The sequence below is a fragment of the Homoserinibacter gongjuensis genome (assembly GCF_030161875.1).
Lineage (GTDB): Bacteria > Actinomycetota > Actinomycetes > Actinomycetales > Microbacteriaceae > Homoserinibacter > Homoserinibacter gongjuensis.
Window position 1 is genome coordinate 1776293 of sequence record NZ_BSVA01000001.1, and the last position, 26186, is coordinate 1802478.

The window sequence follows — 26186 nt, forward strand, 5'->3', positions numbered from 1 at the left end:
GTGTTCGGCGAGGGTGGCGCGGGCGGCAACGGCGGCGACGCGGGCTTCGGGGGCGTCGGCGGTGCGGGCGGCAACGGCGGCGACGGCACCGACACCCCGGGAGTCGGCGGCACCGGTGGCACCGGCGGCTCCCTGTTCGGCAATGACGGCAACGGTGGCGCCGGCGGCGACGGGTTGGACAACTCGGGCGGCGCGGGCGGCCCCGGCGGCGGCGTGTTCGGCGACGGCGGCGCCGGTGGCGACGCAGGATCGGGCGGCACGGGCGGCTCCGGTGGTCGGGGCGGCGACGGCGGCGGCAGCGAGGGGCCATCCGGCGCCGCGGGCGCCGGCGGCACAGGCGGTAGCGCGTCGAATGGCGGTGCCGGTGGCACGGGCGGCGGAGGAATCGCGAACTCGGGTGGCCTCGGCGGCACGGCCACGGGCACCGCGGGGTCCGGCGGAGGCGGCGGGGTCGCCGGCAGCGGTGGCGCGGGTGGCGCGCCCGGCGCGACCGGTGGCGGCACCCAGGGCGCGCCCGGGGTCGGGGCGTCCGACGGCGCGTCGGGCGCCGCAGGCACGGGCTCGACCGGCCCGAGCAGCACCGTGACCTTCGATCCGAACGACGGCGGTGCGCCCTACGTGGTCGCGGCCGCGACCGTGGCCGCGGCTCAGAGCGCCGTGCCGAACGACTGGCCCGCCCGCAGCGGGTACACCTTCCTCGGCTGGCGCACGGCACCCACCGGGGGAACGGCTCCGGTCGGCACGGATGCGGCCAGCGGTCAGCAGTTCTTCGCGCAGTGGCACCTCGTGCCGGCGGGCCCCTCGGGGCCGAGTCTCGCTGCGACCGGAGTCGAGCCCGCTGGTGCGCTCACCGCAGCGGTGCTCGCGCTGCTGCTGGGCGGCATGCTCGTGGTCGCGGACGGATCGCGTCGGGCTGCCCGGGGAGTCGACCTGGGGCCTGACGCGCGGCATGATGAGGGCGTGAGCGACACGAGCACCCCCGATTCCGTCGAACCGACAGCTGCGGTGCCCCGAGAGCCGGATGCGGTCGAGACCGCGCCGCGCTCCGACGCACCAGAGGCCCGTGCGGCATCCCGCGACTCCGCGGTCGCGCACGACCTCGCGGCTCAGCAGCGGCGCAAGGCGCGCCGGGGCGCGATCATCTCGGGTGCCATCTCGCTGCCGCTCGTGACGCTCGGCGCGGTGCTGCTCGCGGTGCCGCTCGCCGTCTGGTACCTCAGCACCGTCATCCGCACGCTCGTCGTCGTGGTGGCCAACATCGTGAGCGGTGGCGACGCGGCGGGCGACGCGAACTCGACGCTCGGGCGCATCGACCCGGCTGCGCTCGGCGGGGTCACGCTGGGTTTCGCGATCGTCGGTGCCGTGTTCGTGCTGGCCGGATGCCTCATCAGCTTCTTCGTGCTCCGCGCCCACGGGGTAGGTCGCCCCGGCCATGTCACGGGGTTCGGCATCGCCGTCGGGCTCGTGATCTCGGCCGTGCTCTCGGCGACGGTCGGCGCGCTCACCGGGCTCATCTTCGGCACGGCCCGCACGGTCGGGCAGGTGCTCGGCAACGCGGCCCTCGGCATCGCACTCACGACGATCGGGTCGGTCGCCGTCACCGTCGCGACCGGTGTGCTCGTGTGGCTGTGGATGGAGCGCCTGTTCCGCGCCCCCGAGGCGGGCTCCGCTACGGCGTCCGCCACCCCTACGGCGAGCTCCGCCACCCCCACGGATTGAGCGTCTTCGTGCTGGCCGTGCGCCAAACGCTATAGCGCTTGACCTCGCGCACCAGGAGTTGCTGGCGCATGAGGTCGAAACCTGACGCGCGACGCAAGGATGCCGTTCGGATGCGGGACGTGCGGATGCCGAACCTGCGCAGCCAGCCGAACCTGCGCCGCGTGGATGCGGCATCCGAGCGTGTGTGCAGTGTCGCGACGTGAGCGTCGCGCGCCTCGTGTGCGCACCAGTCGGCATCTCGCGCTACACATTTTGCATTCGTGCGCCGGAAACATCTGGTGCGCGTGGTCGACCGCTACAGCGTTTGGCCATCGCCGAGAGGGGCGGAGGGGTGAAGGCTCGCGTCTCAGTCGGAGGCGCCGTGGGCCTCGAGGAACTCGTACAGCTCGCGGTCGTCGACGCCCGGGTAGGTGCCCGACGGCAGCGGCGAGAAGATGTGGGCGTGCACCTTGGCGCTCGTCCAGGCCTTGCCCGCCCAGCGCGACGCAAGCTCTGACGGCGGGCGCCTGCAGCAGCTCGCATCCGGGCACTGCGACCGCTCCCGGCGGCTCGCCTCGCGCCCCCGGAACCACTTCGACTCGGCGAACGGCACGCCGATCGTGATCGAGAACTCCGACGACGCGCTCGTGCCGGTCTGCGTCGACTCGAAGAAGGTGCCCTCAGGAGTGTCGGTGTACTGGTAGAACTCGGTCGTGCGGTTGGTGCGGGCGAACGCGGTGCGCGCCGACCAGTAGCGGCACACGATCTGCCCCTCCACGCCGCCCGTGACATCCGTCGGCAGCCGCAACCCGTCGTTCTCGTACGCCTTCGCGACCGAGCCGTCGTCGCCCACCCGCAGGAAGTGCAGCCGCATGTCGAGGTGGGCGGTGGCGAGGTTCGTGAAGCGCAGCGCCGCGGCCTCGTGCGTCACGCCGAACGCGTCGCGGAAGTCCTCGATGGCGATGTCGCGATCGGCCTTCGCCTGGGTGAGGAATCGCACTGCCTGGGCACGCGGCATGAGGCAGGCCGCCGCGAAGTAGTTGATCTCGAGCCGCTGCTGCAGGAACTCGGCGTAGTCGGCGGGAGCGCGATGCTCGAGCAGGCGGTGCGCGACGGCCTGCAGCGCCATCGAGCGCAGGCCGTGGCCGCCCGGGATGGACGCGGGCGGCAGGTAGATCCGCCCGTTCGCGAGGTCGGTCACCGAGCGTGCCGAGTGCGGCAGGTCGCCCACGTGCACGAGCTCGAAGCCGAGTCGCTGGGCGATGAGGGCGACCATGCGGTGGGTGACCGCACCGCGCTCGTAGCCGACGTCGCGCATGACGTCCTCGGCGAGCTGCTCGATCTCGGGGATGTGGTTGTCGCGTTCGCGCATGCGGGCGCGCAGTTCGGTGTTGGCGCGCCTGGCCTCCTCGGGGGTGGCGATCTTCTCGCGCGAGCGCCGGTCGAGCTCGCGGTGCAGCCCGACGAGCGTCGTGAGCACCTCGTCGGGCATCGAGCGGCCCGGGCGCAGCATCGGCAGGCCGAGCTCGGCGTAGAGCGCTCCCGATTGGGCACGCTCGAGTTCGATCTCGAGGGCAGCGCGCTCCGAGGGCGGGGTGTCGTCGAGCAGCTCCGACACGGGGATCTGGAGATGATCGGCGATCGCCGACAGCAACGAGAGCCGGGGCTCGCGCTTGCCGTTCTCCATGAGCGAGAGCTGGCTCGCCGAGACGCCCACGGCATCCCCCAGCTCGCCGAGAGTGTGGCCGCTTCGGGTGCGGAAGTACCGCATCCGCTGGCCGAGCGTCGTCAGATCGGGCATGAATGCACGTTAGGGCAAAAACGTGTGAAATTTCCACTCTCACCGGGGTGCAGCGCCCCAATCCGTGCACCAAGGTGGAATCAACGCCGATTCTTCAGGAGGTCATCATGGCCGCGTCGCCCACCCCCGTCGCCCCCGTCCGCTCCCTCGACGCGTGGATCGCCGAGAACGTCGAGCTGCTGCAACCCGACCGCGTGGTGTGGGTCGACGGCTCCCGCGGCCAGCTCGATGCTCTGCTGCACGAGATGGTCGAGGAGGGGCGCATCATCCGACTGAACCCCGAGCATCGGCCCTACAGCTTCCTCGCGCGCAGCGATCCGGATGACGTCGCGCGCGTGGAGGCGCGCACCTTCATCTGCTCCGAGAACGAGGCCGACGCCGGCCCCACCAACAACTGGCGCGATCCGGATGCCATGCGCGCCGAGTTGCGAGACCTCTTCGCCGGAGCCATGCGCGGCCGCACGATGTACGTCGTGCCCTTCTCGATGGGTCCCGTCGGAGGCGCGCTCTCGCGCTATGGCGTGCAGCTCACCGATTCCGCATACGTCGTCGCCTCGATGTCGATCATGACGCGGGTCGGCGAAACCGTGCTGGAGCGCATCCGCGCGGGAGCGCGATGGGTCGCGGCGCTGCACTCGGTGGGCGCCCCGCTCGAGCCCGGTCAGGACGACGTGCCCTGGCCCTCCAGCCCCACCAAGTACATCTGCCACTTCCCCGAGGCGCGCGAGATCATCTCGTTCGGTTCGGCGTACGGCGGCAACGCGATCCTCGCCAAGAAGGCGTTCGCGCTGCGCATCGCCTCCGTCATGGCGCGCGACGAGGGCTGGCTCGCCGAGCACATGCTGCTGCTGCGGGTGACCGACCCGAAGGGCCGTCGCTTCCACATCGCCGCCGCGTTCCCGTCGGCGTGCGGCAAGACCAACTTCGCGATGCTGCGCTCGAGCCTGCCCGGCTGGGAGGTCGAGACGCTCGGCGACGACATCGCCTGGCTCGCCCCCGGATCCGACGGCCGCCTGCGCGCCATCAACCCCGAGGCGGGGTTCTTCGGGGTGGCACCCGGAACGGGCTACGGCACGAACCCGACCGCGATCGACACCCTGTGGGGCAACACGATCTTCACGAACGTCGCGCTGCGCCCCGACGGCGACGTGTGGTGGGAGGGGCTCACGCCCACCCCGCCCGAGGGCCTCGTCGACTGGCGCGGGGAGCCGTGGTCTCCGGATGCCGGCGCGCCCGCCGCGCACCCGAACTCGCGCTTCTGCGTCTCGGCCGCGCAGTGCCCCTCGATCGCGCCCGATTGGGACGACCCCAACGGGGTGCCGATCGACGCGATCATCTTCGGCGGGCGCCGCGCGAGCAACGTGCCCCTCGTGGTGGAAGCGCGCGACTGGGAGCACGGCGTGTTCCTGGGTGCCACGATCGCGTCCGAGCGCACGGCAGCGGCCGAGGGCCAGGTGGGCGAGTTGCGACGCGACCCGTTCGCGATGCTGCCGTTCTGCGGCTACAACATGGGCGACTACATGCAGCACTGGCTCGAGGTGGGCCAGCGTCTGCGGCGCACGGGCGGCGTGCCCGCCGTGTACCAGGTCAACTGGTTCCGCAAGGATGCCGACGGCTCCTGGCTGTGGCCGGGGTTCAGCGAGAACGGTCGTGTTCTCGCCTGGATCATCGAACGGATCGCGGGCGAGGCTGCGGCATCCGACACCCCGCTCGGCAAGGTGCCCGCGGTCGGCGCGATCGAGTACCGCGAGGCCGGCGTGACCGACGAGCAGTGGCAGGAGCTGTTCCGCATCGACGAGCGTGCGCTGCTCGCCGAGGCGGATGACACCGCGGCATTCCTCGACGGATTCGGCGACCGGCTACCCGAGGCGGTGCGGCGGCAGCTGGGTGGGCTGCGCGAGCGGCTCGAGCAGAGCGCGGGCCTCTCGCGGAGGGCTGTCGCGTGAGCTTCGTGCTGGGAACCGCGGTGCCCGACCGCAACCTCGCGCTCGAGCTCGTGCGTGCGACCGAGGCCGCCGCCATCCGTGCGTCCGACTTCATCGGGCTCGGCGACAAGAACGCGGCCGACGGCGCCGCAGTGGATGCCATGCGCGCGTTCCTCGGAACGGTCGCGTTCCGCGGCACGGTCGTGATCGGGGAGGGCGAGAAGGACCACGCCCCGATGCTGTTCAACGGCGAGGTCGTGGGCACCGGCGACGGGCCCGAGTGCGACATCGCGGTCGACCCCATCGACGGCACCGCCCTCACCGCTGCCGGGCGGCCGAACGCGATCTCGATGATCGCGGCATCCGATCGCGGCACGATGCTCGACGCCTCGAGCGTGTTCTACATGGACAAGATCGTGACGGGGCCCGCGGGCGTCGACATCGTCGACATCCGGCGGCCGATCGGCGACAACCTCCGCGCGCTCGCGAAGGCCTCGGGCAAGAAGGTGGGCGACCTCGCGGTGGGTGTGCTCGACCGGCCGCGGCATGAGGGGCTCGTGGCCGACATCCGTGCCGCCGGGGCGGGCGTGCGGTTACTGCTCGACGGTGACGTGGGCGGCGGGATCGCGGCGGCGTCGCTCGACGGCGACCTCGACATGTGCGTCGGCGTCGGCGGCAGCCCCGAGGGCGTCGCAACGGCGTGTGCCGTGAAGGCGCTCGGCGGGCTCATTCAGGGGCGACTCGCCCCGCGGGATGACACGGAGCGCGAGAAGGGCGAGGCCGCGGGCCTGCTGTTCGACCACGTCTACGAGGCCGACGAGCTCGTGCGCGGCGAGAACACCTTCTTCGTGGCGACGGGCGTGACCGACGGGGCGCTGCTCGAGGGGTGCGCAAGCTCGGGCCGGTGATCCGCACCGAGTCGATCGTGGTGCGCGGCCGCTCGGGCACCGTGCGGCGCATCACCGCCGACTACCGCGCCTCTCGCTGGGAGTGAGTCCGCGAGAGTACGTGCTTTTGGGCTCGCCGGGCTCGTTTGTGGCCAAAAGCACGTACTCTCGCGGACGCGGATTGTTAGACAATCTGGTATTGTCTGACAATCATGGGCACGGGAGCGACGATGGATGCAGCGATGCGCCCGGATGCCGTCGTCGCCTCCCTGCGCGACGCGATCCTCACGGGCGTGCTCCCGCCCGGTGACGCGGTGACCGAGGCGCTCGTCTCCGAGAGCTACCGCGTCGCGCGCCCGACCGCGCGCATCGCGATCGACCGGCTCGTCGCCGACGGGCTGCTCGAGCGCGAACCGCACCACGCGGCACGCGTGCGGCGACTCGGCCGCGACGACCTCGTCGACCTGTTCGCCGCGCGCGCCGCCGTCGAGTCGGCCGCCGTGGAACTGCTGGCCGGCACCGCCGCAGTTCCGGATGCCGCATCCGCCGCTCACGAGCGGCTGAGCGCGCTCGACGCAGACGCGTCCTACTGGGCGATCGACATCGCCTTCCACCGTGCGCTCGTGCAGGGTTCGCCCTCCACCCGGCTGCCGCGGCTGCATGACCAGCTCATGGGCGAGATCGAGCTCGCGATCGCCCAGGTCGACGCCCATCGCCTGCGCTCGACCCGCGAGGTCGTGGCCGAGCACGGCCGCATCCTCGACGCCGTCGCCGCGGGCGACACGGCGCTCGCCGAGCACCTCACCCGCAGCCACATCCTCGCGTCGCGCGATCGCCTGCTCGCGCACTACGACGCGCATCTCGAAACCCTGCACGAAAGGTGACCCCCGTGGTCAAGCGCCAGTTCCCCGACCCGTCGAGCTCGTCGAGCTCATGCGGTTCAAGAAGCCCGAGTTCAACGGCAGGAAGCGCCGGCTCGCGAAGGCGCTCACGATCTGGGACCTGCGTGACATCGCCCAGCGCCGCACGCCTACCGCCGCGTTCGACTACACGGATGGGGCTGCCGAGGGCGAGCTGTCGCTCGCGCGCGCACGCCAGGCGTTCCAGGATGTCGAGTTCAGCCCCCGCATCCTGCGTCCCGCCACCGACGTCGACACGAACTCCACGATTCTCGGGGGCCCGAGCGCGTACCCGTTCGCGATCGCGCCGACCGGCTTCACGCGCCTCATGCAGACCGAGGGCGAGATCGCCGGGGCGAGCGCCGCGGGCGCGGCCGGCATCCCGTTCACGCTCTCGACGCTCGGCACGACCTCGATCGAAGACGTCAAGGCGGCCAACCCCGAGGGGCGCAACTGGTTCCAGCTCTACGTCATGCGCGACCGGCAGATCTCCTACGGCCTCGTCGAGCGGGCGGCCGCGGCGGGCTTCGACACCCTGCACTTCACCGTCGACACCCCGGTCGCGGGCGCGCGCCTGCGTGACAAGCGCAACGGATTCTCGATCCCGCCGCAGCTCACGGCGGGCACGATCCTGAACGCCATCCCGCGCCCGTGGTGGTGGTTCGACTTCCTCACCACGCCCAAGCTCGAGTTCGCCTCGCTCTCCACGACGGGCGGCACCGTGGGCGAGCTGCTCGACGCGGCCATGGACCCGACCATCTCGTTCGACGACCTCGACGTCATCCGCGGCATGTGGCCCGGCAAGATCGTGATCAAGGGCGTGCAGAACGTCGACGACGCGAAGGCGCTCGCCGACCGCGGGGTCGACGGCATCGTGCTCTCCAATCACGGCGGGCGCCAGCTCGATCGCGCGCCGATCCCGTTCCATCTGCTTCCGGATGTGGTGCGCGAGGTGGGCAGGGACGTCGAGATCGGCGTCGACACCGGCATCATGAACGGGGCCGACATCGTCGCCTCCGTCGCACTCGGCGCGAGGTTCACGATGATCGGGCGGGCCTACCTCTACGGCCTCATGGCGGGCGGGCGCGCCGGTGTCGATCGCGCGATCGAGATCCTCACCGGTGAGCTCGTGCGCACCATGAAGCTGCTGGGCGCCTCGAGCCTCGCGGAGCTCGAGCCGGCGCATGTGCGCCAGCTCGAGCGTCTCGTGCCGCGGGTGCGGTAGGCCGCGCGGCCGTTAGGCCCGCCGCACCGAGCGGATGTTCTCCCACGCCGAGGTGGCGATCGCGAGCGCACCCACCACGATCACCACGATGTTGGTGACCCCGATCACCGACTGCGGCCATCCGGCGGCGTCGAAGAAGGCCGGGTTCAACAGGTGGTCGGTCGCGCCGAGCACGATGATCGCGATCGCGCCGGCGACGTCGATGAGCGTCGCGGCCACCGCATACGGCATGGTCCAGTGGCCGCGCAGCTTGAGCGCGCCCGCGCCCACCTGCAGCAGCGGAACGAGAACGAGCACGATCAGGATGCCCGACTGCCAGATCCACGGGTCGAACAGCGGCACCACGGCGCCTGCGGCATCCGTGAACGGGCTCACGAACGGAGACAGCACGAAGGCGGTCAGGAAGAGGGCGGCGAGCACGGTCTCGACGATGAACTCCGTGCGGCTCGTGCGCTGGGCGGCCGTCTCGGGGAGCATGTCGGGCGTCCAGATCATGAGTTTCTTCGCCGCCATCGAGGGGCTGCGCTCGATGAGCACGAACGTCACCGTCACCCAGAAGGCCAGGTGCACGCCCACCGAGAGGCCGGTCCAGACCGCGCCGCCGACGATGCCTCCGAAGGTGTCGCCCTTGACGGCGCCGACGATCACGAGGGTCGCCACCACGATCGGCACGATGATGAACTCGAGCACCGTGAGCAGGCGCCGCCAGTCGGCGTATAGCTCGGGCCCCACGAGGTGCAACGGACGGCCGGCGTAGCGCGCGGCGAGCACGATGGGGTCGCCGAGTTCGACGATGGCCTCGCGCTCGGCGGTCTTCGCCTCGGCGCCGCCCTCGACGCGCGCGTCGATGTCGTCGGCGAGGGATGCGCGCAGCTCCTGCTCGAGGTCGGCGCGCTGGCGATCGGGCACGCCGCGCACGACGGCGGAGACGTAGCGGTCGGTGAGAGTGCTGGTGGTCATGGCTGGTCCTTGAGGGTGTCGAATGCGGTGTCGATGGTGCGCCACTCGGCGCTGAGGAGCTCGGCGAGACGGGCTCCGTCGTCGCTCGTGCGGTAGAACTTGCGCGGCCGCGCCTCGGCGGTGTCCCACTCCGAGACGAGCAGGCCCTGCTTCTCGAGTCGGCGCAGCAGCGGGTAGAGAGTGTTGGCGTCGGTGGCGAACCCGCGCTGCTCGAGGGTCTCGATGAGCGCGTAGCCGTAGCCGGGGTTCTTCAGCAGCAGCAGGCACGCGAGCACCACGGTGCCGCGGCGCAGTTCCTGCAGGTGGGTGGCGAGCACCTCGTCGTCGTACATGTGTCACACCATACTGTGTGGCACACACTAATGCAATAGAACCGGATATCGTCCTAGCGGGCGGCCTCGATCACGCGGTGCAGAGAGCCGCGCAGGGCATCCAATTCGTCGAGTCCCATGCCCAGCCGCTCGATGATGCGCGGGGGCACGGTCTCGGCCTGCGCACGCAAGGCGGCGCCGGCATCCGTGGTGGTGATCTCGAGCACGCGCTCGTCGGAGGTGCTGCGGTGGCGGGCGACGTAGCCGAGCGCCTCGAGTCGCTTGAGCAAGGGGAGAGGGTGGCGGGATCCAGCTGCAACTCCTTGCCGAGGTCGCGCACCGAGCGGGGGCTGCGCTCCCAGAGGGCGAGCATCACGAGGTACTGCGGATGCGTGAGCCCCATCGGTTCCAGCACGGGCCGGTAGAGCGCATTGACACTGCGCGATGCCACCGCGAGTGCGAAGCACACCTGGTTCTCGAGGGCGAGCAGGTCGACGGGTTGGTGGGCCATGGCCTCAGCCTAGCGAATTAGTTAGTACACTAATGGTTATGGCACGTATCGGCAGCGACTTCCATCGTGGCAATGACTTCGCGAAGGGTCGCGGCTTCGTGAACCGGCTCAACCGCATCCTCTTCCCGTGGATCGGGCCGCCGCCGCTCGGCCCCTACGACCAGGCGGCGCCGGCGCCCGCACCCCAACGCGCGTGCCCGCTGTGCGGCACCGCGATGACCGGCCACACCAAGGCTCTCGCCGACGGCCGCACGATCCTGCACTGCCCCTGAGCGCGCATCCGGCCGTGCGGGGGCTGCCGCCGATTGTCATGTTTCGCAATGCAAGGGGCTCAGACGGAGTCACGGGGCTACTCTCACGATGTCTTCACCCGAGAGAGGAAACCCCATGACCGACACCGCAACCGTCGACAACGGAGTCAACAGCGACGCGCTCCTGGGCGCCCGTGACGCTCTGCGCCAGGCCCCCGAGGCCGCGCAGTTCACCTGGAAGGCGACCTCGGAGTGGATCCGCGGCACGCACTCCCGCCAGACCATCGAGAGCTTCACGGGCCTCGGCCAGGAGCACCAGCACAAGAAGCCCTTCGTGCTCGAGGGCGACCACCCGGAGCCCTTCGCGTCCGAAGACCACGCCCCGACCCCCGTCGAGACCGTGCTCGCGGCGCTCGCCGGGTGCCTCACCGCGGGCGTTGCCGCCGTCGCGCAGAACCGCGGCATCCAGCTCAAGAGCGTCAAGGCGACCGTCGAGGGCGACCACGACATCCTCGGCATCCTCGGCGGCGACCCCGAGGTGCGCAACGGCTTCAACGAGGTGCGCGTGACCTTCGACATCGACGCGGATGCGAGCGACGAGGACATCGCGGCGCTCGTGGCGCAGTCGCAGAAGCGCTCCGCGGTGTTCGACGCGCTCACGAACCCCACGAACGTCACCGTCTCGGTGGCGTAAGGGGCACGTCGCTCCACGTGCGCACCGAGGTCCTGATCATCGGGGCCGGTCACTCCGGCCTCGCCATGAGCCGTCGGCTCACCGAGCACGGCGTCGAGCATGTCGTGCTCGATCGCGGCGAGCCCGGGAACGCCTGGCGCACCGAGCGCTGGGAGTCGCTGCGGCTGCTCACGCCCAACTGGCAGACCGGCCTGCCCGGTCACGACTACGCAGGCGACGACCCCGACGGGTTCATGGGCTCGCGCGAGGTCGCCGACCACCTGGCGGCCTACGCGCGGGCCATCGGGGCCCCGGTGCGGGCGGGGGTGACCGTCACGAGCGTCGCCCCGCTCGAGCGCGGCTATCGCGTCACGACCGACCACGGGGTGTGGGAGGCGGATGCCGTGGTGCTCGCGAACGGCGGCAGCGGCATCCCGAACGTGCCCGCGCACGCCGAGGGCGTGCCGTCGGGCGTCCTGTCGCTGAGCGCCAAGCACTACCGCTCGCCGGAGCAGCTGCCCGAGGGCGGCGTGCTCGTGGTGGGTGCATCCGCGAGCGGGGTGCAGCTCGCCGACGAGCTCGCACGCAGCGGGCGTGAGGTGACGATCTCGACGGGCGAGCACGTGCGCATGCCGCGCAGCTACCGCGGTCGCGACATCTTCTGGTGGATGGATGCCGCCGGCGTGCTCGACGAGCGCTGGGACGAAGTGGACGACATCGTGCGTGCACGCCACGTGCCCTCGCCGCAGCTCGTGGGCAGCGCCGACCGTGCTGTCGGCATCGGCGCGCTGCACGAGCGCGGCATCCGCATCGTCGGGCGCCTCGGGCGGGTGCACGAGGGCGTCGCCCAGTTCTCGGGCGGTCTCGCCAACACCGTGCGCCTCGCCGACCTCAAGCTCGACAGGCTGCTCGAGCGCTTCGACGCCTGGGCCGCCGAGACGGATGCCGAGGTCGGCCCGGTGGAGCGCTTCGACCCGACCGTCGTCGACGACTCGCCCCGACTCGAGCTCGACCTCGTGGGCGAGAAGGTCGGCACCGTGCTGTGGGCCACCGGCTACCGCCCGGACTACTCGTGGCTCGAGGTGCCCGTGCTCGACTACAAGGGGCGGCTGTGGCACGAGGGCGGCGTGATCCCCGACGCGCCGGGCCTGTATGTGCTCGGCACGAGCCTGCTGCGTCGTCGTCGCTCGACGTACATCAGCGGCGCGGCGCACGACAGCGCGGAGCTCGCCGAGCACCTCGTCGAGTACCTCGGCGGGCGCGAATCGGCGCGCGCCGAGCTCGCGAGCTGAGGGCGTCAGCGCATCGTGTAGAGCCGCGGCGGTGGACCCTCGAGACGCGCGATCGTGATCTTTACGTCGGTGAGTTCGTGGGTCAACGCAGCTGTCTGCCCCTCGAGGCGGTCCATGCGCGATTCGATGCGGTCCATGCGCGCCTCGAGCCGACCTGTCGCGTGTTGCAGTTGTGCGTCGGTGCGGCGGATCGTCCACCCGAAACCGGCGACGATCGCCACCAGCAGCCCAGCGAAGCTGCCGAGCGTGGTGAGCACCTCGATCGACACGTACATCGCCTCCATTCTGCCGGTCTGCCTCCACCGTATCCAGTGCGCCAGCAGCGTCCCGGGCCTGGACGCAGATTCGTGGAGAACACGCCACACGACGGTTTGTGGAGGAAAGGGTTCGCCGAGCCTTACCCGCCTGCGAGCGCCGGCTCCCGCGCCACCGCATTCGCGACGAGCTGACTGCGCACGAGCGGCAGCGCGCGCGAGAGCGAGGTCTCGATGCGCTCGTCGAGGTCGTCGGAGGTCACCTGGTAGTCGGTGAAGTCGCGTTCGTTGGCGAAGATGCCGAGTGGCAGCGTGAGCGCCTGGAAGAACCCGAAGAGCGGCCGCATCTGGTGCTCCACGAGCAGCGCGTGGCGATCCGAGCCGCCGGTGGCCGTCAGCACGATGGGCGTGTCGACGAGCGCGTACTGGCCGACGTAGTCGAAGAACAGCTTGAAGAGGCCGGAGTAGGTGGCGCGGTAGGCGGGCGAGCCGACGACGAGCACATCCGCGGTCTCGACGGCCTCGAGCGCATCCTGCGCGGCGGGACCGAGGCTCGGTCGGTAGCCACCTCCCGCGAGGGCGGGCAGCACGGTCGCGAGCTCGATCACCTGCGTCTCGCCGCCGAGCTTGTCGGCGAACGCCTCCGACACCCGCCGCACGAGGGCGGTGGTGCGTGAGGGGTCGGTGGGGCTTCCGCTCACCCCGACCACGCGGATGGTGTCGCTCATGCAGGTCTCCTTCCGCCGCTGTGGGCGCGGCGCCCTGCCGATCCTGTCACCGTGGTCGGGGACGAGGGGGCTATGCGTCCCGAGGTTGCATTCCGTGACTTCGTGTTGCAGCAGGCGGCCCTGCGGCGGCCGTTCAGCCGTCGGCGGGCTCGCGCACCCACGGCACGGGCTCGGTCGAACGCCCCTCGGCGCGCAGGCGGGTGAGCCGTCGCTGTGCCGCAGCTTCGGACGTGGAGGTCTGTCCGAGGATCCGCTCGACCACGCGCAGCGCCACGCGCGTCGCGGTGATGGCGGGCCACCAGGGGCGACGCAGGCCCAGCATCCGGCGGAACTCCACAGGGAGCGACGCGACGGCACCGCCGAACAGGATCGCGTAGGGCACGCGCATCGAGAGTGCGAGCGGCGGGCGGCGGATGAAGCGCACGATGTCGTCGACGCGGTCGTCGCGCTGCAGCACGCCGGCCCGGCGCAGCGAGTCGAGGCGTTCGCGCAGCTCGCCGGCGGTGCGCGGCGGGTCGACGACGCCGACCAGTTCACCCGCGATCGCCCATTCGGCCACGTAGCGGTCGGCGCCGCCCGGGATGCGCGGTGCCCAGCGCTCGGCGGCACCCAGGAAGGCATCCGTGAAGGCGAGGTGCACCCAGTCGAGCAGCGGGGCATCGTGAGCCGAGTACGCCGCGGTACGGCCCGAGGCATCCGTGTACTCGCCCGACACGCGGTCGTGGAAGCGGTTCACGCGCCCCGACTCGCGGCGGGCCTGTTCGGCCGAGCCGAACGTGACGGTGATGATCCAGCGGATGGTGCCCGAGAGTCGCCCGAGCGGGTCGCTGCGGTAGCGCGACCAGTCGTGCACGCCGGCCATCGCGCCCGGATGCAGCGTCTGCATGAGCAGCGCCCGGATGCCCGCCACGAGCGTGCCCATCGATCCGTGCACATGCCACGCGGCCGAGCCTTCGCCGAAGTACCCGGCGTCGTCGCCCTCGTCGACCTCCCGCACCCACTTCGGCCGTCCGTCGGGTTCGCCCGAGAACATGATGAGCAGGCGCGATCGCCAGGGTTCGATGCCGGGTGTGCGCGCCATGCGCCGAGCGTAACGAGCGGATGCGGTGCGACGCGGGAGCCGAACGTCCCGTGGCGCTATCCTCGCGCCATGCCTGCACGACGCGCTCTCGTCGCTCTCGGGCTCGCGCTCGCCGCGCTGCTGGCCGGATGCGTCGCGGCGCCGCCCGCGCTGCCCGAGGGGGTGACGGTGCTCGTCATGCAGCAGCGCTCCGATGTGGCCGAGCGGATGGCCCAGTTGCGCGTGCACAACGGATCGCATGCCGCGCTCGCGTTCACCGCAGCGCGCCTCGACGACAGCAGGTTCGCATCCGCCGTCGACATCGACCGCGAGGTGCGGCTGGAGCCCGGCGCGACGAGCGACCTGCGCTTCGCGCTGCCGGAGCCGGTGTGCGAGGGCAGCGCGGTGCGGCGCACGCTGACGCTGACGCGCGACGACGGCACCAGGTTCGTGGCCGACCTGCGCTCGGCCGAGGACTTCACGATCGGCCTGCACGAGCGCGAGTGTCTGCTCGTGGAGATCGAGCGCACGTCGTCGCTCACGTGGACGGGCTTCACGGCGTCGCCGCCCGGCGAACCGGCGATGGCCATGCTCACCGCGACGCCGACCGGCGCAGGAGAGCCCGTGTTGCTCGCCGAGCTGCGCTCGACGAACCTCGTGCAGTTCGCCCCGAAAGACGGCGACCGCTGGAGGCTCGGCCTCGCGCTGGATGCTCAGTCTGTCGAGACCTCGATCGAGGTGCCGCTCGTGCCGCAGCGGTGCGATCCGCACGTCGTGCAGGAGGACAAGCGCGGCACGATCTTCACGATCGATGTGGGGGAGCCCCGTGCCGGCACGATCGAGCTGCCGATGCCGCCCGAGCTGAAGTCGCAGGTGCTCACCTGGGTCGCCGAGTGGTGCCGCTTCGGGCAGTAGTCGCGCCGCGACGCCAACGATTCAGTCGAAGTCGAGACTGAGCTTCCGCAGCAACCCCGCGAGCCGCTCCTGATCCGCCGCGGGCAGCGCCCCGAGCAGCTGCGCCTCTCGCGCCACGAGCTCGCCCATGGCGTCGTCGACGGCGGCGCGTCCCGCGTCCGTCATCGCCACCACGACGCCGCGCCCGTCGTGCGGATCGGTGTGGCGCTCCACGAAGCCGCGCTCGACGAGCCGGTCGATGCGGTTGGTCATGGTGCCGCTCGAGACGAGGGTCTGCTGCAGCAGTGCCTTCGGGCTCGCGTGGAACGGCGGGCCCTCACGGCGCAGGGCCGCGAGCACGTCGAACTCCCACGGTTCGAGTCCCGAGCTCGCGAAGGCGTCGCGTCGCGCCCGGTCGAGGTGCTTCGCGAGCCGGGCGACGCGCGAGAGCACCTGCAGGGGCGAGAAGTCGAGCCCCGGATGCGCGCGCTGCCACGCGGCCACGATGCGATCGACCTCGTCGTTCTCGGGCATCTGCCCATTATTGCGAGTGACGGTGCCTTCCCCGTCATCCGCGAGGATGGGTGCATGCCCATCCCGGTGATCCTCGACGTCGACACGGGCGTCGACGACGCGCTCGCCCTGCTGTTCGCGGCCGCCCACCCGGAACTCGATCTCATCGGCGTGAGCTGCGTGGCGGGCAACGCTCCGCTGCTGCAGGTGGTGGAGAACACGTTGCGGGTGCTCGCGCTCGCGGGGGCGACGGATGTGCCGGTCGCCGCCGGTGCGCACCGCCCGCTCATCGAGTCACCGCGCGACGCGAGCCACGTGCACGGCGCCGACGGCCTCGCGGGGGTCGAGCTGCCGCCTGCCGTCCGCACCGCGGAATCGGATGGTGCGGTCGCCTTCCTGCGCCGCCGCATCCTCGCGTCACCCGAGCCGGTGACCCTCGTGGCGCTCGCCCCGCAGACGAACCTCGCGCTGCTGCTGCGCACGCATCCGGAGGTCACTGCCAATATCGGCCGCATCGTCTTCATGGGTGGCTCGGCGAGTGTCGGCAACGCGACCGCGCTCGCCGAGTTCAACGTGTGGCACGACCCGGAGGCCGCCTCGATCGTGCTGGGTTCGGGCGTGCCGCTGTTCATGTACGGCCTCGACGTGTTCAATCACGTGTCGGTGGCGAGGAGACGACCGAGGCGCTCGCGGCATCCGACGACCTGCTGCCGTCGGTGGTGGGGCGCCTGCTGGATCACCGCATCGCGTCACCCGATGGCACGCGCGGCGACTACATCGGGTGGATCGGTGACGCGGGGGCTGTGTGCAGCATCGTCGACCCGGATGCGTTCCAGGTTGCGCGGTTGCCGGTGCGTGTCGAGCTGGCCGGCTACGGGCGCGGGCAGACCGTCGTCGACCGGCGCGAGCACCCGGGAGAGGACGCGGCGCACGGACTCACGACCGAGTGGGCGTCGGTGGATGTGGCGCTCGGCGTGGACGCGGAGCGAGTGGCGCGGCTGTTCCTCAACACGGTGCTGCCCGGGCGCTGAGGCGCGGCTCGCGCCGGGTCGCGGCGCTCGGTCGTGCCAGACTTGACGGGCGCAATGCGCGATCCGCTGTGGTGTAACGGCAGCACGACAGCCTTTGGAGCTGTTAGGTCCAGGTTCGAATCCTGGCGGCGGAGCGTCGAGGGATTCCCGTAACTCGGCGATTTTTCCCGTAACTGAACTAGGCACGAATGGCCTGGTCGCGGGTCAGGTTGGTGTCCGGCGCATCGCTGTCCCCGCGCCAGCGAGACTCGGCGCGGGCACGGGGCGGGACATCGCGCAACCGCAGGGGTCCGGGACATGTCCCTTGTCCGCTACGGCTGAGCCGGTCGGTCCCGACCGCGGCGGCGCGCGTCGCGATGATCGTTGTCGTTGAAGACGTGACGCCGTCACGGCTGGCAGTATGTTCGCCGCGTGGACTTTGAGCTCCTCTATAGATTCTTTACTGAATCCCATGACGCACTGGTTGACGGGCCCGGTGAGCTCGACCTGGCAGTCGCCAACACGGTCGTTTGGGCATGTGCTGTCGACGAGGCGTTGGAAGCCAGTGGCGGCGAGAACTACAAGCTGGCCCGGAGTGCGGACGCACACGGCGCAGTGCTCGTAGGGTTGCGTCTCGCTCGAAACGCGATTCTGCACGGCCAGTCGTTTGCCGTGCGGTATCAGGGGTTGGAGTATCCACTGAAGTACCCGCTTTTCTACGGGCCGCTCGTCTGGAGGAGCTACGGCGACCTGATCGCGAACGCAGGCCTGCGCAAGCCCGGTCGCCCGGCCTCCCAGTCATCCTGGATCGCTTCCTCGGCGTCTACGCGTCGGGTGTGCGCTCCGAGGTCGCAGCCGTCAAGGCTCCTGGCTTCCCAGAAGGCGTGTCGACGTGACCCTATGTGCACGAGTCGCACGGTGCCGATGCGGCGGCCGGTGAGGTCTGTCACTGGTTCTGGCGCGCCCATTCTTCGAATATACGTTCGACTCCCACGCTTGCCAACATCCGTCCGTCGATCCTGGTCCGGCGAACTCGCACCCGGTTCGACGTTCGCGGCATAGGGCGGAGGTGACCAACTCCGAAAACAACCACAGCCCCACGAACCCGCTCGTCTTCGGGCGCGGCTTTGGCCTTCCGGCCGACGCCCCCGGTACGGGCCCGCGCCCTCTTGGCATCCGCCGATGTTGCTGCGCGAAAGCCGCGAGCTCGTCGAAACGTCTGAGCCATAGGACAACCCTTGTGGGGCCATTCCATGTCTGCCGTGTCCGGTAATAAAGGACTGACAGTGCATCGTCCGCGTTCAGCAGGTGGTCGCGTGACGATGCGAGAAGACTCCATCGTGTGGTCGGCTCCATGTTCCCCTCCGGGGCCGCACCGGGCCCCGAGGTGCCTATGCGCGGCATCCAGGGGTTCCCTACGAAGGGGTGAAAGGGGGCGCAAGAAATAGCCGTGAGTAAAAAATCCGTTGCGAAATACTGGCCATAGCGCTACGTTTAGAGTCATGACCGCGCAAGACGACGCCCTGGCCAGCCTGAGCCGCTCTGGCCTACTCGCCGTGGTCGGATGGGCGGCGCCCGTCGGATTCCGGATGACGGCGGATGACTACGACGAAGAGCGTGGCCATGATCAGGCGATCCTCGGGCTCCACAACTTCGTACACATTCGCGACCTAATGGATCGGGCGACGTCGAATGGGCGGTTCGCTCTCTCGGACGACGTCAGCGGCGAAGGGAGGGACGTGGTGCGCCGTGGAATCTCGCCGGCGGCCCTCGCCTCCATGCCGCAGATCCCGAGCGGGGCCATCATTCGCAAGGACTACCACGGCTCACCCGGCTGGGCGGCGGATGGGCACCGCCTTCTGCTGCAGTCGTACAAGTTCGACGGCATCGACAAGATCCAGTGGGGGCAGCGGAGCAATGCAAAGAGGCAGGTCGCCAATCAGCACTACGTGCACGGGGTCACCCTGTTCGACGACGCTGACTACGGCCTCGAGACCCTTCCGGGAATCCCCGATGACGACGACTTCGCCGGCGTCACCCTCGTCGCCGCGCATGCGTACGACCCTGTGACCGGCCGCTACGAGCTCTTCATCGGCCAGAGCAAGAACCCCGCCTACCGTGGGGACGGGTGCTGGTACTGGCGTCAGCTCATCCTTCGCGGCGGCGGCGGCCCCAAGTCGACGCCGCCGATACTCGACCCACACTGCCGGGCGATCCCGCCTCGATCGAGGCGGAGGAGATCGCCGTGCGTCTTCGCCGACCTCGGTCGGGCGAGGCCGCTGGGTCCAACGATGAATAAGAAGACCCACGACTCGCGCCTCGTCGATGCGACCTCGTTCTTCAACGCGCGCCGCCTGACCATGGCCCGTCAGCTGGCCGGCATCAAGAAGTCGAAGCTCGCCGAGCTGATCGGCATGTCACCCGCCTCGGTGACGGGTTGGGAATCTGGGGCGAAGCAGCCAAACCGATCGACCGTCGCGAAGCTCGCTCTCGCGTTGGGTGTCGAACCGCTCTTCTTCGCCGGGGGCCTCCGCCGAGCATCTCTCGTCCGCACTTCAGGTCGCTCCGCTCCACCCCACAGGTCGCTCAAGACGAGGCAGAGGCATACGGTCGCTTCGTGGCCGAGGTTGCGGGCCTGCTCGAGGCGAGCGTTGAACTGCCTGAACTGATGCTGCCCGACCTGCCAGTAGAGCCGGATGACCCCGACGGGCCCGAGCGGGCTGCGCGCCACGCGCGAGAGCACTTCGGTCTTCCCCGGGGCCCGTCCAGCATGTCGTGCGGTTGGCGGAGCGTCATGGTGTCGTGGTCGTCTACAGCGAACCCGGTGTCGCCTCGATCGATGCCTACTCGCTGACCTCCAGCACCCGCCCGGTCATCGTCCTCAACCCCGTCAAGGACGACTACTACCGTCAGCGTTTCGATGTTGCTCACGAGCTTGGGCACCTGATCATGCACCACGATTCCGAGCCAGGAAGCAAAGTGCTCGAGGACCAGGCGCACAGGTTCGCCTCGGAGTTCCTCATGCCCGCTGCCGAGATCCGTCCTCTCCTGCCCGCGACCACTGCTGGGAAGGGGTGGCGCGAGTTGGCGGCACTGAAGGAACACTGGGGTGTGAGTCTTGCGGCCCTCCTCTACCGGGCGCGCACTCTCGGAGTGATGAGCGACGTCACCTACCGAAACGCCATCATTCGGATGTCGCAGAATGGCTGGCGCCGCGCAGAGCCCGGGAAGGTCTCTGTGCTCGAGATGCCGTCGATGCTCGCGCGAGCGAGGAAGCCCTGGCCGACGCAGGCATCGATGACGACCAACTCCTTGCAGGTTCGGGCCTGCAACGTGTGCTCTATCTGATTGCCGTCGCTCGAACTCCTCGACAGTTGTCGTCCAAGTAGCCGCAACATCCGTACCTAGAAGGAGGGCATCAATGCCTGCAAAGCCCGTCGTCTTGGACAGCTTCGCTTGGTCGACCCAAACGGCCGCGGAAGCTGCTTTCCGCGCGATCCTGAGGGACTCCGGCTACGGGGTGGACGATGACATCACAGATCCCGTCCACGACTTGATGCTCAGGGAGGTACTTGAACGACATCCCGACCGAGACGAGAAGGCGGGACCCGGGGTGGAAGCGTTCTACATCGGGCGGACGGTGGACGGCGGACGCTACAACGTCAGGCCCGACGCGATCGGCATATGGATCCGGCGAGTCGACGGGACCCGGGTGGATTTCAGCTACCGCACCGCGATTCTGGGGGCAATGCCAAGACTGACGCAAAGGAAGCCATGCGATTTGCGGTTGAGGATGTCAGGTATGACTTCCGAGACGCTGCATTTGAAGCTGGCGCGGTATACAGCACGCTAACCGGCGAGCAGATCCTTGATCCTTCGGACGCGCAGGTGATCTACGTTGGGCCGACTTGGGGCCAGCTCACCTATCGCTTTGCTGAATCTGAGGGTGGCTGGGCGTCGATCGAGGTGCACTCGGGTTTCGGCCACGCTCAGGTCGGTGGGGCGTTCGTCGATTCTGCAGTGCGTGATCGCTGGCTTGACTTCCACGCAGCGCATGCCCGGTACGGTCTAGCCACCATTACTGAAGCTGCGCGGCGTACCCGAGAGCCCGACACCGGCTGGGCGCCCTAGCGGCAGCGGCAGCGGCTGCGGCAGCGGACAAGACGGCTGAGTGGCAGCCGCTTCGACTTGACTAGTACCTCGGGTCAAGTCCGGCCGGCGTGGCCGGCGCCGATCCTCGGCGCGTCGCTCCTCCCGCCAGAGCGCAGCGTCCGCTCCCTCCTGTCGCGCTAGGGCGTGTTGATCAAGAGGTTCCGCTCCTCGGTGGGTGAGTCTTGAACGGTGACGCGACAGGAGATCTCTGACGAGGTGTGGGCCGTGATGGAGCCGTTGATGCCGACGGTGACCGGTCGGTCGCGGCCGTGGACGGATCACCGGCTCGCTATCGAGGGGATGGCGTGGAAGTACCGGACCGGTGCGCCGTGGCGTGACGTTCCGGAACGGTTCGGGAAGTGGAACTCGATCTACAAGCGGTTCAACCGGTGGGCCGGGGACGGCACCTGGCAGAAGCTGCTCACCGAGGTGCAGAAGCAGGCCGACGCCGCTGGGGAAATCGACTGGGTCGTCTCGATCGACTCCACGATCGCGCGCGTGCATCAGCACGGCGCGACCCTCGCCCGGGACACAGGGGGCTGTGCCGAATCACAAGAATCCGTGGTCCGAGCCGCCTGATCACGGGATCGGACGCTCCCGCGGCGGGCTGACGACCAAACTGCACGTGGTCTGCGACGGCCGCGGCCGGCCGCTGAGCATGATGATCATCGCCGGGAACATCAACGACACCACGATGATGAGCGCGGTGCTGGAGAACATCCGCGTTCCCCGCGACGGGAAGGGCCGCCCCCGCACCCGCCCCGACCGGGTGCTCGCCGACAAGGGGTACCCCTCAAGGGCGAACCGCGCCTGGCTCCGCGACCGGAGGATCGCGGCGACCATCCCCGAGCGGGACGACCAGATCGCGCACCGCCGCAAGAAGCCGGGCCGGCCGATCGCTTTCGGCGACAAGCAGAAGGAACGCTACAAGGGACGCAACGTCGTAGAACGCTGCTTCAACCGTCTCAAGCAGTGGCGCGGCATCGCGATGCGCTCGGACAAACTCGCCCGCAACTACCGAGCCGCCGTCAGCCTCGCCGCGGCGCTGATCTGGATCAAGACCGATCTCCGCTGAGCGCTTCGCGCTCCTGCAGCGTGCGCTCAAGCTGTCCCACCGTCGGCGCACCCGCAAAGCCGCGCTCGGTCAGATAGACCCTGCACGCCAAGTCGGCAGTGTTCCCCTGGGACGGGAACAAGTCCTGACCGTCCAGAAGAATCGTGGGCGAGCCCGCGAAACCAGAGCTCACCGCCTCAGCCTCGGTGCGGATCAACACGAACTCCACCGGAACATCGCCCCGTCCGATCGAGTCGAGCACCAGCCGTACTCGATCGCCCGCCTCCTGCCAATTCGGGCAATCCTCGATATGCAGCACCTGGATCTTCACACGCCCATTCTCCCGCGCAACTCGCGGCGGCTGGCCACCCCGCACCTTCTTGATCAACACGCCCTAGCGAGCTGGGCGTCACAGAGAAGCCGGCCGACGGCGAGCGCCACCTTCCTCCGGGTTGCGCCGCGACCTTCAGCCATCGAGGCCAAGGCCCGTGCCAGGCTGGGAAACGTGGAACTCAGCACGGTGCTTGATCGGCTTGACAAGGCGGCCGCGAACCTCGCGAAGGTTGAAGCACTCTGGGCTCGCGCCCGACCGTTCATACCTTCGGGGCCCTCGTTGGGGTCCGACGCCGCGTACGACGACCTTGCGCGTTCCTGGCCCGAACTGCTGAAGGGTTTGCCGCCAATCGACGGGTTCACGATCCGTGATGCTCTTCCGGATCTCGACGAGGTCGGGCGGGCATTTCTCGAGTATGCGGAGATTGGTGAACTTCCAACCGGAGCGTGGGAGCTTGCCGAAGGCCCGGCCAAGGATATCGAGGAGTACCGTTGGCGCCTCCGTCGCGCCCGGCGAAACGCGGTGCGGGCACGGCTCGCGGAGATTGCTGACGAGGGCACGAACCTCCTTGAGCGCATTGTCTCGAGCATGCCCGAGGGGTCCGATCCCGTAGAAGGACCGGAGACACTGCGATTCCGCGAGATCTTCGCCGAGATCGAACGACTTCTCGGGGACAGCGTGACTCGCCAAGGACGATGGAGCGATCTTCACCGGCATCTGCGGTTCGCGCAGCCGCACGACTGGATGGACATTCTTGAGTTGGACTGGCCGTCGATTCGCGCGGATATTGACGCGGGCGCGCTAGGAGCCGACGAACCGATCTTGATACCAATGGATGACCTCGGTGTGATCGCAGCCTCCCATCCGACCGGTGGCGTCACAACGCAGCTCAACTGGGCCGCGATCTCGGACGATGACTTCGAGCGCTTGATGTTCGACCTCTGCCGAGGCTTCGAGAACTGGGAGAACGTCGAATGGCTCACGCACACCAACGCTCCCGATAGGGGACGAGACATAAGCGCGACGCGCCGTTTTGCGGACGGAAGCGGCTCGGTCCGAAGTGAGCGAACGATGGTTCAGCTCAAGCACTGGCAAAGCAGGTCCGTACCGCCGGACGAGGTCTCAGCCACTGTGACGAAATCGCAGTTGTGGCAACCGCGGTTTGCGGCCGTAGTCGTCGCAACGAGCGGACGCTTTACCGCTGACGCCGTTGCCTGGGCAGACCAGCACAACGAGGCGGGGTCTCGTCCCCATGTGGAACTTTGGTCCGAGAGCAAACTGGAGTCGCTTCTAGCGCTACGTCCAGACCTGGTGGCCGCCTACGGGCTGCACTGATTAGAGGCGCCGCGGCGCGACCGGAAGCTTGGCCTGTGAGCGGCTCCGGACAAGCGCCCGCTACCGCACCTATTCGTCCAGGTCCCGCGGAGCGCGGGTGCCCTCCTCCTGGTAGGCGTCCCAGAGCAGATTGATGACGATCATGATCGTGACCACGACATAGGCAAAGAGGCCCAGTGTAAGTGAACTCAGTGCGACTTGGACCCAATGGCCAACCACGCTTGCGCAAGGCCAGCTGAAGCTGACGAGCGTGACGATAGCGACTGTCGCTCCCACAGACGCCATCGTTCCCAAGAGAATGTGGGCGGCCGCCTCGTTCAACGCTCGGATCCGCATCGGTCCGACGGTGTCGTCGCGGGCCAGAAGCCGCTCCCGCCAAACTGCGACCTGCGAGAAAGTTGCCACCAACGCTCCGACGAGGAGGGCCGCGCCGGCCAGAAGCTCGCTTGCGGCGTCGAGTCGCACCCTTAGCGCGATCGCAAGGATGAGAACCGCTGTCGGCGCCCCCAGCAGGACGACCCAAGTCCACCAGTCAACGGGCTCCGAGGATTGAGCTGCCTCCCCGAGGCGTCGCTTGCGAACTCCAGCCGCTAGTGCACTGAGCAGTGGCCTGGGATCTAGCCGTCCAGCCAACCCTCGATCTCCTTGGGGTTCAGTTTCCGCACCCGTATTCCTTCTTCGCGAGCGACAGCCGAAAGGCGAGGTGCAACCTTGTCGTAGTAGTAGTACACACTCGGCCTACCGTCCGACACTGGGTACGTGAACACGTCGCGCAGTGTGTCAACGGCGATGGTTGTGCGGCCACCGTCGGAACTCGCGACGCTGAGGGTCGCCTCCTCATAGCCGTCCGTTTCTCCCTCGTCCACAAAGCCGTGAGAACCGAGGACATCGCCGAGCTCCGACACGCCGGTCTTACGCGACGGGGAGTGGTCCCCACGCATTTGCTTGAGCCATCTCTTGCCCGTGTCGCGCGCAGCGATCTTGCCGCGTTCGTCGCGAAGCTCAATCGTGAGGGTTCTGCTCACGACCTGACGGTCGCCCCCACGGGGCGACGGCTCGTAGCGCTTGAACTTCGCGGTGACAGATTTCGCCTCCGCGAGTATGTCGCTGAGGTAAGCGTTGTCTGCGGCCTGAGCGTACCGGAAAACCAGGCGCCTATAGGGCACTTGCTGGCTCGCCTTTTCGCCGCTTTTCCGAGCTGCGGCCTGGGCCTCGTCTGACGCTTTCTTCCTTTTCAGGTCCAGTTCCTGCAGGCGACTGAAGAGGCGCTTCATTGGGTCGCGGCCGCGGATCGTTTCGGTGACGACAACGAACTTGTCGCCAGCGCTCGGGAACGCTATGAGCACGTAGTGGCTCGCCTCGGGCGACCACCCAGCGAGGTCTTGAGGATCGCTAGCAGGCCGCTTGGCGCTCTTGTGACTGCCTGTTTCTCCTATTTCAACTTCGAGCGCGACCAGGTCGTCATCGACGGCTGGGAACCCAAGTGTGATGGACGTAGAAGCCCTCGGTGGTTCGCCTGCGGGCGGCGCTGGGGGCGAACTGAAGTGGGTGCCGGCTGCATGAGCGTCAACGATGAGGTCCACAACGCGCTTGGCTGTTGCGGAGCCCGCTGCCACACTCAGGGCGTCGTTGCCTGCCTGGCGGTTCGGGAAGCATTGAACGACGTAGATGCGAAATGAGTGAACTCTAGACATCGAATATCTCCCGAATAGGCCTGCGCGGGAGAATAGCGATCTTCCCTGGCGCCCAATAGCCCGCGCACAGGGGGCGTTCGTGGAACTTGGGTCGGCGTTGGCGTCGTGCCACTCCTGTTCATCGCGCGACAGATCCTGCATGCGTGGCGGACGTCTGAGTTGTCCCGGTCGGCAGGTGAGAAATGTGGGACACCAATGTCCCGCAGAGCATCCGGGGAAGATGTTGTCCCACTTCCGCCCCCGCGGACGCCTCCGACGGGTGCCGCGGCATCGTGTACAGCTGGCCGCCTAAGGCTGTAAATAGCGCTCTTGAATGACCCCAGCCAGGCCCGGTTCTAAGGGCTACTGGGCGGTTACGGGAACCCCTCGCGTCAGGTCGTCGTGAGCAGACCCGCGACCGCGTCGAGCGAGCCGGGAACGAGTCGGTAGTACGACCAGGTGCCGCGCTTGCTGCGGGTGAGGAAGCCGGCGTCGACCAGGAGCTTGAGGTGGTGCGACACCGTCGGCTGGCTGAGGCCGACGGGTTCGGTGAGGTCGCACACGCACGCCTCCTGGTCGGCGGATGCCGCCACGATCGAGATGAGACGCAGGCGCGTCGGGTCGGCGAGCGCCTTCAAGCGATGGGCCAGGTCGGCCGCCTGTTCGGCCGGGATCGTGTCGCGAGTGAGGGGAGCGCAGCAGGCGGCGAGATCCCGCACGGGCAGCAACTCGATCATGGACATGCG

General features: G+C 69.0%; 25 protein-coding genes, 1 tRNA gene and 2 pseudogenes. 16 read left to right on the top strand and 12 right to left on the bottom strand.

All coding sequences use genetic code 11. The features are described from left to right. On the top strand, positions 1 to 1719 hold the full coding sequence (locus QQK29_RS09600) for an InlB B-repeat-containing protein (RefSeq protein ID WP_284299818.1): 1719 nt from the start codon (positions 1 to 3) through the stop codon (positions 1717 to 1719). Positions 1720 to 2065: 346 nt separating this feature from the next. Here the strand turns inward: QQK29_RS09600 and QQK29_RS09605 are convergent, their stop codons facing one another. Then, positions 2066 to 3499 carry a helix-turn-helix transcriptional regulator gene (locus QQK29_RS09605; RefSeq protein WP_284299821.1) on the bottom strand — a complete coding sequence of 478 codons (1434 nt, stop codon included), beginning with the start codon at positions 3497 to 3499 and terminating at the stop codon, positions 2066 to 2068. A 107-nt stretch (positions 3500 to 3606) separates the two neighbouring features. On the opposite strand from QQK29_RS09605, the gene QQK29_RS09610 reads away from it, so the two are divergent. The 4 genes and pseudogenes from QQK29_RS09610 to QQK29_RS09625 all read left to right on the top strand — a co-directional run bounded on the left by QQK29_RS09610 (position 3607) and on the right by QQK29_RS09625 (position 8435). Beyond that, entirely contained in the window at positions 3607 to 5445 is a 1839-nt protein-coding gene (locus tag QQK29_RS09610; protein WP_284299823.1) for a phosphoenolpyruvate carboxykinase (GTP), read from the top strand. Then, positions 5442 to 6418 (top strand): annotated as a pseudogene (gene glpX, locus QQK29_RS09615) (class II fructose-bisphosphatase). The gene QQK29_RS09610 and the pseudogene glpX overlap by 4 nt, the downstream one beginning before the upstream one ends. A 123-nt stretch (positions 6419 to 6541) precedes the next feature. Next, complete coding sequence (locus QQK29_RS09620; RefSeq protein WP_284299825.1) at positions 6542 to 7195, top strand: GntR family transcriptional regulator; 654 nt, start codon at positions 6542 to 6544, stop codon at positions 7193 to 7195. A 49-nt stretch (positions 7196 to 7244) separates the two neighbouring features. Beyond that, entirely contained in the window at positions 7245 to 8435 is a 1191-nt protein-coding gene (locus QQK29_RS09625; protein ID WP_284299827.1) for an alpha-hydroxy acid oxidase, read from the top strand. 12 nt (positions 8436 to 8447) lie between these two features. Here the strand turns inward: QQK29_RS09625 and QQK29_RS09630 are convergent, their stop codons facing one another. The 3 genes and pseudogenes from QQK29_RS09630 to QQK29_RS09640 form a co-directional block, all read right to left on the bottom strand. Further along, on the bottom strand, positions 8448 to 9395 hold the full coding sequence (locus QQK29_RS09630; protein ID WP_284299829.1) for a permease prefix domain 1-containing protein: 948 nt from the start codon (positions 9393 to 9395) through the stop codon (positions 8448 to 8450). Further along, positions 9392 to 9727, bottom strand: a complete 336-nt coding sequence (locus tag QQK29_RS09635; RefSeq protein WP_284299831.1) for a PadR family transcriptional regulator — start codon at positions 9725 to 9727, stop codon at positions 9392 to 9394. Before QQK29_RS09635 ends, QQK29_RS09630 begins: the two co-directional genes overlap by 4 nt. Before the next feature lie 53 nt (positions 9728 to 9780). Beyond that, positions 9781 to 10217 (bottom strand): annotated as a pseudogene (locus QQK29_RS09640) (MarR family winged helix-turn-helix transcriptional regulator). 38 nt (positions 10218 to 10255) lie between these two features. Between QQK29_RS09640 and QQK29_RS09645 the strand changes: the two are divergent. From QQK29_RS09645 to QQK29_RS09655, 3 genes are all read left to right on the top strand, one after another. After that, positions 10256 to 10489 carry a hypothetical protein gene (locus QQK29_RS09645; protein ID WP_284299832.1) on the top strand — a complete coding sequence of 78 codons (234 nt, stop codon included), beginning with the start codon at positions 10256 to 10258 and terminating at the stop codon, positions 10487 to 10489. Positions 10490 to 10604: 115 nt separating this feature from the next. After that, a complete protein-coding gene (locus tag QQK29_RS09650) occupies positions 10605 to 11162 on the top strand; it encodes an OsmC family protein (RefSeq protein WP_284299834.1) in 558 nt (185 codons plus the stop codon). Positions 11163 to 11179: 17 nt separating this feature from the next. Further along, positions 11180 to 12433 (top strand): flavin-containing monooxygenase, encoded by a 1254-nt coding sequence (locus QQK29_RS09655; RefSeq protein ID WP_284299836.1) that lies wholly within the window; start codon positions 11180 to 11182, stop codon positions 12431 to 12433. 5 nt (positions 12434 to 12438) lie between these two features. Here QQK29_RS09655 and QQK29_RS09660 read toward each other — a convergent pair whose 3' ends face one another. The 3 genes from QQK29_RS09660 to QQK29_RS09670 all read right to left on the bottom strand — a co-directional run bounded on the left by QQK29_RS09660 (position 12439) and on the right by QQK29_RS09670 (position 14496). Next, positions 12439 to 12708 carry a hypothetical protein gene (locus tag QQK29_RS09660; protein WP_284299838.1) on the bottom strand — a complete coding sequence of 90 codons (270 nt, stop codon included), beginning with the start codon at positions 12706 to 12708 and terminating at the stop codon, positions 12439 to 12441. 122 nt (positions 12709 to 12830) lie between these two features. Further along, the gene (msuE, locus tag QQK29_RS09665) at positions 12831 to 13415 is read right to left on the bottom strand and encodes an FMN reductase (protein WP_284299840.1); all 585 of its coding nucleotides are present in this window, start codon (positions 13413 to 13415) and stop codon (positions 12831 to 12833) included. A 133-nt stretch (positions 13416 to 13548) separates the two neighbouring features. Beyond that, positions 13549 to 14496 (bottom strand): oxygenase MpaB family protein, encoded by a 948-nt coding sequence (locus tag QQK29_RS09670; RefSeq protein WP_284299842.1) that lies wholly within the window; start codon positions 14494 to 14496, stop codon positions 13549 to 13551. Positions 14497 to 14565: 69 nt separating this feature from the next. On the opposite strand from QQK29_RS09670, the gene QQK29_RS09675 reads away from it, so the two are divergent. Beyond that, complete coding sequence (locus tag QQK29_RS09675) at positions 14566 to 15390, top strand: hypothetical protein (protein ID WP_284299844.1); 825 nt, start codon at positions 14566 to 14568, stop codon at positions 15388 to 15390. Between the two features lie 21 nt (positions 15391 to 15411). Here QQK29_RS09675 and QQK29_RS09680 read toward each other — a convergent pair whose 3' ends face one another. After that, entirely contained in the window at positions 15412 to 15903 is a 492-nt protein-coding gene (locus QQK29_RS09680; protein ID WP_284299846.1) for a MarR family winged helix-turn-helix transcriptional regulator, read from the bottom strand. Positions 15904 to 15957: 54 nt separating this feature from the next. On the opposite strand from QQK29_RS09680, the gene QQK29_RS09685 reads away from it, so the two are divergent. The 6 genes from QQK29_RS09685 to QQK29_RS09710 all read left to right on the top strand — a co-directional run bounded on the left by QQK29_RS09685 (position 15958) and on the right by QQK29_RS09710 (position 22119). Continuing rightward, positions 15958 to 16959 carry a nucleoside hydrolase gene (locus tag QQK29_RS09685; RefSeq protein ID WP_284299847.1) on the top strand — a complete coding sequence of 334 codons (1002 nt, stop codon included), beginning with the start codon at positions 15958 to 15960 and terminating at the stop codon, positions 16957 to 16959. A gap of 16 nt (positions 16960 to 16975) precedes the next feature. Beyond that, positions 16976 to 17047, top strand: a tRNA-Gln gene (locus QQK29_RS09690). Between the two features lie 1347 nt (positions 17048 to 18394). Next, complete coding sequence (locus QQK29_RS09695; RefSeq protein ID WP_284299849.1) at positions 18395 to 19561, top strand: helix-turn-helix domain-containing protein; 1167 nt, start codon at positions 18395 to 18397, stop codon at positions 19559 to 19561. A gap of 106 nt (positions 19562 to 19667) precedes the next feature. After that, entirely contained in the window at positions 19668 to 20240 is a 573-nt protein-coding gene (locus tag QQK29_RS09700; RefSeq protein WP_284299852.1) for an ImmA/IrrE family metallo-endopeptidase, read from the top strand. A gap of 73 nt (positions 20241 to 20313) precedes the next feature. Next, on the top strand, positions 20314 to 20745 hold the full coding sequence (locus tag QQK29_RS09705; protein WP_284299853.1) for a DCL family protein: 432 nt from the start codon (positions 20314 to 20316) through the stop codon (positions 20743 to 20745). A gap of 527 nt (positions 20746 to 21272) precedes the next feature. Then, positions 21273 to 22119 (top strand): IS5 family transposase gene (locus QQK29_RS09710; protein ID WP_431308788.1). Its coding sequence is split into 2 segments (ribosomal slippage): positions 21273 to 21578 and positions 21580 to 22119, totalling 846 coding nucleotides; the frame shifts between segments, so codons are not numbered across the junction. Here QQK29_RS09710 and QQK29_RS09715 read toward each other — a convergent pair. Further along, entirely contained in the window at positions 22100 to 22429 is a 330-nt protein-coding gene (locus QQK29_RS09715; RefSeq protein WP_026095586.1) for a hypothetical protein, read from the bottom strand. The two genes, QQK29_RS09710 and QQK29_RS09715, sit on opposite strands and share 20 nt — an antisense overlap. A gap of 174 nt (positions 22430 to 22603) precedes the next feature. Here QQK29_RS09715 and QQK29_RS09720 point away from each other — a divergent pair, with 174 nt between their 5' ends. Further along, positions 22604 to 23767, top strand: a complete 1164-nt coding sequence (locus QQK29_RS09720) for a restriction endonuclease (RefSeq protein WP_284299872.1) — start codon at positions 22604 to 22606, stop codon at positions 23765 to 23767. Between the two features lie 69 nt (positions 23768 to 23836). Here the strand turns inward: QQK29_RS09720 and QQK29_RS09725 are convergent, their stop codons facing one another. From QQK29_RS09725 to QQK29_RS09735, 3 genes are all read right to left on the bottom strand, one after another. Further along, entirely contained in the window at positions 23837 to 24232 is a 396-nt protein-coding gene (locus QQK29_RS09725) for a hypothetical protein (RefSeq protein ID WP_284299873.1), read from the bottom strand. 152 nt (positions 24233 to 24384) lie between these two features. Then, positions 24385 to 25383 carry a hypothetical protein gene (locus QQK29_RS09730; RefSeq protein WP_284299875.1) on the bottom strand — a complete coding sequence of 333 codons (999 nt, stop codon included), beginning with the start codon at positions 25381 to 25383 and terminating at the stop codon, positions 24385 to 24387. 449 nt (positions 25384 to 25832) lie between these two features. Next, positions 25833 to 26183 (bottom strand): ArsR/SmtB family transcription factor, encoded by a 351-nt coding sequence (locus tag QQK29_RS09735; protein ID WP_284299877.1) that lies wholly within the window; start codon positions 26181 to 26183, stop codon positions 25833 to 25835. Positions 26184 to 26186: the final 3 nt, after the last annotated feature.